This window comes from Paraglaciecola sp. (assembly GCF_039943935.1).
Classification (GTDB): domain Bacteria; phylum Pseudomonadota; class Gammaproteobacteria; order Enterobacterales; family Alteromonadaceae; genus Paraglaciecola.
This window is the reverse complement of sequence record NZ_JBDUZQ010000008.1, coordinates 1-7,762: the sequence shown is the minus strand read 5'-3', so window position 1 is coordinate 7,762 and position 7,762 is coordinate 1. Positions and strand designations below refer to the sequence as shown.

Annotated in this window: 5 protein-coding genes and 1 pseudogene; 2 read left to right on the top strand and 4 right to left on the bottom strand. The window is 37.8% G+C overall.

What is annotated here, in order from left to right; genetic code table 11:
• Window positions 1–454: 454 nt before the first annotated feature.
• Window positions 455–1,945 carry a diguanylate cyclase gene (locus ABJD71_RS04920; protein ID WP_348165436.1) on the top strand — a complete coding sequence of 497 codons (1,491 nt, stop codon included), beginning with the start codon at window positions 455–457 and terminating at the stop codon, window positions 1,943–1,945.
• A 909-nt stretch (window positions 1,946–2,854) separates the two neighbouring features.
• On the opposite strand, the gene ABJD71_RS04915 is transcribed toward ABJD71_RS04920, so the two are convergent.
• The 4 genes from ABJD71_RS04915 to ABJD71_RS04900 are packed head-to-tail and all read right to left on the bottom strand — an operon-like array spanning window position 2,855 to window position 6,298.
• Window positions 2,855–3,436, bottom strand: coding sequence for a PqiC family protein (locus ABJD71_RS04915; RefSeq protein ID WP_348165433.1), 582 nt, complete (start codon window positions 3,434–3,436; stop codon window positions 2,855–2,857).
• 1 nt (window position 3,437) lies between these two features.
• Entirely contained in the window at window positions 3,438–5,045 is a 1,608-nt protein-coding gene (gene pqiB / locus ABJD71_RS04910) for an intermembrane transport protein PqiB (RefSeq protein ID WP_348165431.1), read from the bottom strand.
• Entirely contained in the window at window positions 5,038–5,673 is a 636-nt protein-coding gene (locus ABJD71_RS04905; protein ID WP_348165428.1) for a paraquat-inducible protein A, read from the bottom strand. Before ABJD71_RS04905 ends, pqiB begins: the two co-directional genes overlap by 8 nt.
• Before the next feature lies 1 nt (window position 5,674).
• Window positions 5,675–6,298 (bottom strand): paraquat-inducible protein A, encoded by a 624-nt coding sequence (locus ABJD71_RS04900; RefSeq protein ID WP_348165425.1) that lies wholly within the window; start codon window positions 6,296–6,298, stop codon window positions 5,675–5,677.
• A 319-nt stretch (window positions 6,299–6,617) separates the two neighbouring features.
• On the opposite strand from ABJD71_RS04900, the pseudogene ABJD71_RS04895 reads away from it, so the two are divergent.
• A pseudogene (locus ABJD71_RS04895) lies at window positions 6,618–7,551 on the top strand (sodium-dependent bicarbonate transport family permease).
• Window positions 7,552–7,762 lie beyond the last annotated feature (211 nt).

The window sequence follows — 7,762 nt, the reverse complement described above, 5'->3', positions numbered from 1 at the left end:
CATTGAAGGTAGAAAAAGCAGATGTTAAAAAAAAGGCGTTTACTTTAGTGATGCATATTAATGATTAACATTGAATCGCAGGCAAAAAAAAGCCTGATAACAAATCAGGCTTAAAAATGAGAACACACACATAAAAACTATAAAGTCAGACGCGCTATGTCAGTATAAGTTCAACAAATTTATAACTTATAACGTGTTGCTAGGATAATAAACCTAACGAGGCTATTTCTAGGTTGACCTTCTTTGTATTGAAAGGGCTTCTATCAAAATCAATAACGTAAATGATACTATTGCTGCTTCTATGGCAAAGCATAGCGTGACGCAAGGCGGAATTACCTTTAACATGGTTCTACTTATAAGGTTCAAAAAGGCTGCTGTTTTTTGATGGGACAATCCCTTTTTTTCTAAAACGCAAAATTTATATGTTTACTTATCATCTTTATAGAGCTAATTAATGGAAATAATCGTTCGCTTTAAGTCTTTCTTCTCAGTATCAAATTTAATTGTCTTTGCAATGATGATTGTGAGCTATATGGCCATGATATATTTGAGTGCTGCATTTTTCATGGTGGGAAATATCGCCATTTTATGGCTAGGGAACGGTATTGCCATCGCATTATTTTTAGTTTGCTCCCCCAAGCGATGGATTCCTTTGGCATTAGGTATCGTGGCTGCCTATTTTATAGGTGTGTACACTCATTTTGGTAGCTTTGAGTTTTCTCAAATAGGTTTTTTATTAGCCAATGTGTTAAGCGTAATGTTGGCAGTTATTGTTTTTACCTATCTATGTAAAGAACCCATTACTTTTATTGATTTGCGTCAAAATATTTTATTTTTGACTGTGCTTTGCATGCTAAGTGCTTTATTTAATGTCATTATTGGGGCTGGGGCGCTTTGGTTTATTGCAGGTATCCGGCCAGAGTTAAGCAACTCACTTATATGGTTCGTTGGAAATACAGTAAGTATTTTTGCTTCTACACTTACAGCCTTTCATATTTTTCGCTCTATTAAAGACAAAACACTCTCACTACGAATAGACAAACAACAGCTATTTGAACTCGCGGTAATGTGTGCTTCAACATTGCTGATATTGGTTGGAGTGTTTGGGAGAGAGCACTACAATAAATTTACTGTCAGTTTGATATTTTTGCTGTTTCCTGTCGCTATGTGGGTCGCATTGAGGTTTAACCATTACATTACGTCTACTTGGATAACGATTGTATTCTTAACTTGTGGATTTTATAGCACGGTAAAACTTGGGCCATTCATTTTTATGTTTAATGATTTAAGTTACGCCATTTTCTATATGCAAATATATATTTTTGCTGCGTGTAGTACTGCGCTTCTCATTGGAACAATAAATACAGAGAAAGAAACTAAAACCCAAATGATTGCCCAATTGAATAAGCAATTAGATGATCTTACCAAAATTGATCCGCTCACCAATATAGCTAATCGTCGTAAGTATGATGAGTCTATAAAGATTGCGTTAGCAGCTGCGAATTCAGAAGGAACACCGTTAACTTTAATTGCCATTGATATCGATTATTTTAAGCTGTTTAACGATGAGTATGGTCACCTGGCTGGAGACGACTGTTTAATATCTGTAGCAAATGTGATTAGTCAAAATTTATTACGAGCTAATGACATAGTAGCCAGAATGGGGGGGGAGGAGTTTTTCTGCATCTTGCCTGATACGGATTCAAAAGCTGCAATAAAGGTCATGCAAAAAATCCAAGCCTCAATAACTGCACTTAATATACCCCATAAAGTTTCACCAATTGCGCCCTACTTGACTGTCAGTATGGGGGCTTGTACTGGTGCGTTGAGCGATAATATTGATGCAATGCGTTTATATAAAATGGCAGACATTGCTTTGTACTCAGCAAAAGAACAAGGGCGCAATACATTTTCAACTGTTAAGTATTCAGAGGCGTTGGTGTAGTTGTTATCTAGATATCTAAAGTTGGTGTTTTAGGCACGCAAGCTGACGGAGTGTTGGTCGTAGAGGTTTGTGTTCCTCTTTGGTTTTTATGTGGGGGCAGCCAAGGGTATTTGTAAAAAAGTGGGTGTATTAAACAGAGTGACAAGCAAAAAAAAGCTTGATAAACATATCAGGCTTAAAAATGAGAACACACATAAAAACTATAAAGTCAGACACACTAAGTCAATATAAGTTCAAAATACCCCTCTTTTTTAAATGACCTAACAAATGCTGGCGTAATGTTGAATCGGGCACTCAAATAATTGATGGAGGCTATTCAAAATGTCTAATAATCAAGACCCCCTAAATCAGCATTGGCAAAAACAATCGACTGATAACCCTGATATACAGGCTACCAGTAAAACTTGGTAGAGAATGAAGATAAAGCAAAAGCTCTATGCTTGTTTGGATGTATTTGGTGTGATTTTCCCGGTGGTGTTTTTATATTTAAATTCTGACAAATCTGATAGGTACACCTTAATTTACTCTATAGTGATGACAGTTCTAATCTGTCCATTTGTTGTCTATCTACTTTGGTTACGAAGGTTCTCAATCGGTTGGTCTAGCCAAAATACAAATCAATTTATCCAGAATTGAAAAAAGCAGGTCAAAAACAATATTAGAATTGCACGGCTAACCAAGCGCTCATTTTGGATAACATTCATAGTGATTGCCACATATCTATTGGGATCATTTTATTATGATGTTTTTCCAATGGACAGAATAATTCTAAAAGCACTTACTTCGGCGAGAATTTTAATCGTACTTCTCCCCGTGTTATGAATTTGGGCAGCACGCAGAGAGATAAAACTTAAAAAGAAATTGACACAACTGCGCCATGCATTTTAGCTCTTTTGATATGGGTAATAGTTAATTTTTTTCAACCTTAACTTGTTTTACCATTTGTTCTTTTATTTGGTTGGCTAACAAGCTCAGCATTTTACGCATTTGAACAACTGATTGACCATAGCCCGAAGCTTTTAATGGTTGCGAAAAGAAAAACGGTTGAGTATGTTTTTTCATTTGTGATGATTGTTCAATAGTAAACTCGCCACTTAGAATGACTTGTCCATCTTGAGTAGGATAAAAATGTTGTATGGACAAATACAGGTTTACACAAGGTGAGCAAGTATTAGCTTTGTTTGTATCGCTAGTTGGTTGACTAAGCTCAATTGCCATCACTCGCCTAATTGAATCACCCAAGTTGTCCGCCCAACTATGATAGCGCGCCATATGCATTTGCTGCTGCTCACCTCTCATGACTAAGTTGGGTTGCTGCAGGTAATCTGGCAAATCAATAGGTGGGATATTGATTTGTTTAGTTGATAACTTAATTTCTTGCTCTGTGGGCATAGCGTCTAATAAGTAATATTGGATCTCTGGGACCGATTCGGTGACAGAACATCCTGCAAGTAGAGTCGACAATAGTGTGGTAAGAAATACTTTAATCATGTCATTGTCCTTTTTTTACTGGGGCTTTAGGTTGAATATCAGGACCTTGAGCAGCGCCAAACACTAACGAGTTGGGTTGGTTACTTATTTCTTTGACTAGTGGTTGTATGCCATCTAGAGTACTTTGTACTTTCAACATGGTTTTTTCTAGAGATTGATACACAGCTGAGCCTGGCTGTACGCCATTTAAAGTAACTTGCAGTTCATTCAATGTAGTTTGAAGTTCAGATAATACTTCGTCTGCTGATGTCATTGTCTCTTCAGCACTTTTTAACGTCGCATTCAGTTGCTCAACGGTATTATCAAATGGCAAGTTATTTACTTTCGCTAAAATGCTACTAACTTGATTACTGATGTTATCTAAACTGCTTTTTTGGCTTGGGATGACTCTATATTTACCTATAGTTTCTATGTCATCTTGTTTTTCACCAGAGGGATACAGACTGATTTTACGACTACCAGTAAGGAAGTTAGCAGTTTCAAGGGTGGCAGTGAGCCCATCGCGGACCCAAAACTCAAAAATATTTTGAAATTCTTGAAGGTCGAAATCTGAATTTTTTGATAAACGCTCTGGTTCAATATGAATGATAACAGGGACTCTCTCCTCTACTCTTATATTGGCAATTTCCTTTAATTTATCAAATAAAATAGGAGGGCCAACAGTTCCAACACGGATACCTTGGTATTCGACTGGCGCGCCTGCTTCCAAGCCGCTAATTGACTCTTCAAGTAATAGCGCGTAATCAAAAGAAGCGTACTGACGGCTTTCTGCGATACTTTGCCGACTTTCAAAAAGCCTAAAGCTGGATCCAGTTTCAACATTAGTGCCGACATCTACTCCTTCAGGGACATCAAATTCAATCCCTCCAGCTATGAGTGTATCTAGGGTTGCCACGTCTACGGATATCCCCTGAGTAGAAGTTCTAATAGATATACCTCCAGCATTCCAGAAGGCGGTATTTGATGTCACTAACTCATCATATGGAGATTGAATAAAAATACGATACTTGGCTTGGCGGTTTTGAGTATCAAATTCGTATGCTTCAATCTTACCCACCTCAAACCCTCTATAAATTACAGGATTTCCAATACGTAAGGATTTGCCTCCCGAAGACACCAAATTAACATGCATACCAAGGGTGTTAATTACACTGATTAAAGGTCGCTCTAGGCCAATAAAATCTTGATGGAACTTATCTGATGAGCCAGGTACAACTTGAATATAAGCGCCAGACAATAACGTACTGATACCAGATACTCCACCAGGTCCAATACGAGGGCGCACAACCCAAAATTGACTGTCACTTACTAAAAAATCTTGCATCTCTCTTTCAACTTTTATGTCTACCAATATGCTTTTTTTATCTTTACTAAAAGAAATGGCATTGACCGTTCCAATTTCTACTTCTCGATTTTTAAGTTTGGTTTTTCCTGCAACTAATCCTTCAGCCGTGTTAAATGTAACTTGAATATCAATTCCACGATTTTGCCAATTGTTGTAAATCATAGCGGCGCCTATTAGTACAGCGACTATAGGTAGCAACCATACTTTTGATACTTTAGTTTTAGTCACAGTTTTAATTGGCTGACTTGATACTGACTCATTCATTTTTTATTTTGTCCCAAATTAAGCGTACATCAAAGTTCTGCGCACTGAGCATGGTAAAAACAACTACGCCAGAAAATGCCAAGGCTGCAACCCCTGGTTTGATTGACATTAAATTGTCCACTTGGATTAGCGCTACCAAAATAGCCACCACAAATACATCAACCATTGACCATTTCCCAACAAATTCAGTGAGCCTATATAGGCGTGTTAATTCTAAATGGCGAAGCTGCCGGTTGCTCATTGTGGCGCAGCATAACCAAAAAATAGCTGCCATTTTAGCGATAGGTACCACCACGCTGGCAACAAAAATAATAACGGCAATAAAATATGAGCCATGTTTCAAAAACAAGACCACACCACCAATAATTGTACTGTGAGTTGATTCCCCCAAAACCTCAGTGGTCATGATAGGAAAAACGTTAGCAGGTATATAAAGTAAGATGGCTGTCACTAAAAAACTTAAAGTCATTTGTATACTGTTTGGTTTGCGTAGATGCAACTTGGTATTACATCTAGGACAATGGGTATAAGTGAGGGGAGATAATTTATGGCAAGTATGGCAACTGACTAGATCACAACTTGCTGCTGTAGTTTGAGAATGACTTGATAAATTTGTGTTATTTGACATTCTAATACGCACACTTACTGTCATGGTCAATCCAATTCCATAGTCGATACGGATCAACAATCGAAACAACGTAACTAAATAAAGGCACAAACATTAGGTAAGCCCAAAATGCACCTCCAATACTGATATCTGCCATGGGTATCAACTTAATTAGAGCTATCAATACGCCAATCAAAAATACATCAGCCATTAACCAAGGAGTCAGCAACCCTATGAACTTGCCAAGCGTCACAGGCGCTTTAGTGATTAAACCCAATTTTATCGGTAGCGTAATCATCAGAAGACAAAATATATATAAAAAGGGAAAAAACACAATCAGAACCAATGCTATTACAGCCAAGCTAGTAAAGCCTTGACTGTAAAGTTCTATTGAGGTGTGCATCAGCGAAATACTATGTGCCTGCCCTTGAGCTGAAAAAGAAATAAAAGGTAATGATATTGCGATACCCAATACAATCAACGCGCTAATACTTAAGGCAATAACTGAATCTAAAGCATTTGAATGACCACTGCTGATTTTATGCTGGCAACGAGGGCAGACTAAAGAATGACATGCACTTGTGTGCTCAGGTATATGCAATAAAAGATCGCATTCGTGGCAAGCTAATTTTTCTGTTTTAATCATAACTCTATTTCGCTGGCACTTATAATTTGATCTAAGTTCAAAGCCTAATATAAGCTGCTCTATAATTAATCACAATATGAATCGTTATACTTAAAATCAAGGAGCATGAGTTTGGCCATGGGACTCCTCATGTTGAGGCTTATGAGCCAAGCCCACAAAGATAACTTAAAACCGATAGATATATGTGTCCCCCAACATTCTATTCTTAGTTAAAAGTAGTTCGAATAAAATTGAGATTATCTCAACATTTTTGATGTTGAAAGCTTCTTAGATATCTATACCCTAATGCCGTTTGCCAAAACTTGCACAAGAGATTGTGATGCCTGATATTGTTGTGATGTTTTTTACTTGGGCTAATTGTAGAGTGAGTTCGTTCTGATCTAAAAGTGCCTAAGGCCGCCTTCGACAGCATGAGTTTACTTTTAATGCTAACCATTGGCTTAAAAGGCGAAATGGCACTCCACGGCAACCTTAGTTGAGGCTTAGTTCCCGAATTATTAGTGGTATGTGCCCTAGGCCCACTTTTTTCATTATTGTTGTTTCCAGCACTACGCAAATTAATTCGACTATCATTAGCCGACAGTGCCAGTATTGCAGCCCATTATGGCTCAGTTAGTGTGGGTACCTTTGCGGTTGCCCTTGCCTATGTTGAACTCAATAATTTGGCGACCGTACCAGAAATAAGCCTATATCTAGTGTGACTTGAGTTACCCGCAATAGTAGTCGGCCTACTTTTATACATCCGCTTTAAAGGCGGTGTGAGTAGCAGTATGAAAAACCTCTGGCATGAATCATTTACCAATCGAGGAGTTATTTTACTGTTAGGTGGAGTAATCATTGGTTTTATGTATGGATATCGAAGTGGTAGTGAGGTAACTGAATTATTCACAGGTGCATTAAAAGCTGTATTAGCCTTATTCTTATTAGAAATGTGATTAGTCGCCAGTGTGTTACAACCTATACCTTTTAAACAGTGGCGTTTACTGGTTTTTGCTTTGACAGCACCTAGTATACTGGCATGTTTTGCTGTTGCGGCGGGTTATGTATTAGATCTTGGGGATGGTACCACTGTCATACTAGCGAGTTTACTTGCTAGAGCACCTTATATTGCAGCGCCAGCAGCAATTAAAAGCAGTATCACCGATGTCGATATGGGCCTAACGATGCTTGCATTATTGGGGTTCACTTTTCTACTCAATGTTATTCTAGAGATCAGCTTTTATCATTACATTATTGAGTGGTTAATTGCTTAATAATTTTATCTAGCACGCTAATAATAGAATGGCGTGAGTCATATTGATTAAGTACAAAAAAAGCAAACAGGGGGTTAACTGTTTGCTTTTTTAGAGTTTGTTTATTTGAGCTTATTTAGATACTTTTTCAGAGATGTAGTTGATAACGCTAGTAGCGCCACGCTCTTGGAAGAACTCAACTAAGCCTTTACCGGCACATTTTACGCCTTCA

Coding starts and splice junctions, on each gene's coding strand:
- pqiB (WP_348165431.1), bottom strand. CDS start 5,045: ATGAATGAGTCAGTATCAAGTCAGCCAATTAAAACTGTGACTAAAACT.
- ABJD71_RS04915 (WP_348165433.1), bottom strand. CDS start 3,436: ATGATTAAAGTATTTCTTACCACACTATTGTCGACTCTACTTGCAGGA.
- ABJD71_RS04900 (WP_348165425.1), bottom strand. CDS start 6,298: ATGATTAAAACAGAAAAATTAGCTTGCCACGAATGCGATCTTTTATTG.
- ABJD71_RS04905 (WP_348165428.1), bottom strand. CDS start 5,673: ATGTCAAATAACACAAATTTATCAAGTCATTCTCAAACTACAGCAGCA.
- ABJD71_RS04920 (WP_348165436.1), top strand. CDS start 455: ATGGAAATAATCGTTCGCTTTAAGTCTTTCTTCTCAGTATCAAATTTA.